The organism is Agromyces binzhouensis, from assembly GCF_004135055.1.
Taxonomy (GTDB): Bacteria; Actinomycetota; Actinomycetes; order Actinomycetales; family Microbacteriaceae; genus Agromyces; species Agromyces binzhouensis.
Window position 1 is genome coordinate 1 of record NZ_SDPL01000615.1, and the last position, 1304, is coordinate 1304.

The following is a 1304-nucleotide window of genomic DNA, read 5'->3' on the forward strand; positions in this document are numbered from 1 at the left end:
AGCCGGCCTGGGCGGCGCTCGGCCATGCGCGCCGGAGCGAGCTGCTCATGCTCGCCGCCGACGCGATCGACGCCGAGGCGGAGGCCCTCGCGCACGTGCTCTCGCGGGAGCAGGGCAAGCCGCTGAACGGTCCGAACGCCCGCTTCGAGGTCGGCGCGGCATCCGGCTGGATGCGGGCTGCGGCGGCGACGCCGCTCGAGGCCGAGGTCGTCGTGGACGACGGCGAGACCCGCGCCGAGCTCCACTACCGGCCGATCGGCGTCGTGGGCGCGATCGGGCCGTGGAACTGGCCGCAGATGATCACCGTCTGGCAGGTCGCGCCGGCGCTCCGCATGGGCAACACGGTCGTCGTGAAGCCGTCGGAGTACACCCCGCTCAGCGTGCTCGCGCTCATCGAGGTCATCAACCGCGTGCTGCCCGCGGGTGTCGTCGAGGTCGTCTCGGGCGGTCGCGACGTGGGCGCGGCGCTCGCGTCGCACCCGTCGGTCGGCAAGGTGATGTTCACCGGCTCGACCGCGACCGGCAAGGCGATCATCCGCAGCTCTGCTGAGACGGTCAAGCGGCTCACGCTCGAGCTCGGCGGCAACGACGCCGGCATCGTGCTGCCCGACGTCGACCCGAAGGCGATCGCCGAGGGCGTCTTCTGGGGCGCGTTCATCAACACGGGGCAGACCTGCGCCGCGCTGAAGCGCCTGTACGTGCACGACGACGTCTACGACGCGGTATGCGAGGCCCTGGTCGACGTCGCGCGGGCGATGCCCATGGGCGTCGGGCTCGACGAGGCGAACGTGCTCGGGCCGCTGCAGAACCGGCAGCAGTTCGACGTCGTCGACCGCCTCGTGGAGTCGGCGAAGGCGGGAGGCGCCCGCGTGCTGCTCGGCGGGGAGCCGGATCGCGACCAGCCGGGCAACTTCTACCCGACGACGCTCGTGGCCGACATCGACGACCGCTCGCCCCTGGTGCAGGAGGAGCAGTTCGGTCCCGCCCTGCCGATCATCCGCTACCACGACCTCGACGACGCGATCGCGATGGCCAACGGGGTCGAGGTGGGGCTCGGCGCCTCGGTGTGGTCGACCGACCGCGACGAGGCGCGCCGCATCGCCGCGCGCCTCGAGGCCGGCACGGTGTGGATCAACGCGCACGGCGCGGTCCACCCGATGGCCCCCTTCGGCGGCGCGAAGCAGTCCGGCTACGGGCTCGAGTTCGGCGTCGAGGGCCTCAAGGCGCTCGGCGTGCCGCAGGTCGTCAACGGCTGACCGCGGCAGCGTCCGCGGGGGCGCGCAGGGGACGGGCCGAGATCGGAA

The 1304-nt window shown here is 73.0% G+C and carries 1 protein-coding gene; it reads left to right on the forward strand.

Annotated elements, in window-relative coordinates:
* Positions 1-1256 (forward strand): aldehyde dehydrogenase family protein (locus ESO86_RS17135; protein WP_129235981.1); only part of this gene is annotated, 1256 nt, incomplete at its 5' end.
* Positions 1257-1304 lie beyond the last annotated feature (48 nt).